At 46.0% G+C, this 274-nt stretch carries 1 protein-coding gene; it reads left to right on the top strand.

Annotated elements, in window-relative coordinates; translation table 11 throughout:
* Positions 1 to 268, top strand: a 268-nt coding sequence (locus MN204_RS20645; RefSeq protein ID WP_249872929.1) for a hypothetical protein, incomplete at its 5' end; no start/stop codon positions are given.
* Positions 269 to 274: the final 6 nt, after the last annotated feature.

Below are 274 nucleotides of genomic sequence, written 5' to 3'. Positions count from 1 at the left end.
CAGGCTTATAGCTAGGCAAAATGGTACAAAGCAAACTCCATATTTACCAAGTGCTCAATTGCGGCGAACTTCAAAAATAGCAGGGGATGAGCTTGTTATTCACTTTGGTTCCTGGGAGGAAGGAAGAAGGTTTCTGTGGCGACAATACCCACGGCAAATCGAACATATTGCCTCGGTTAATATTGCGGACGGAAGAAAGCACACACTGGAAGGTTCTGACAGTGATATACGGCCCCGCTCTTATGGAGCTAGAGCAAGAGTTGTTTGAAAGCAG

The organism is Oceanobacillus saliphilus (genome assembly GCF_023522835.1).
Taxonomy (GTDB): domain Bacteria; phylum Bacillota; class Bacilli; order Bacillales; family Amphibacillaceae; genus Oceanobacillus; species Oceanobacillus saliphilus.
This window is presented reverse-complemented; position numbering and strand designations above follow the sequence as displayed.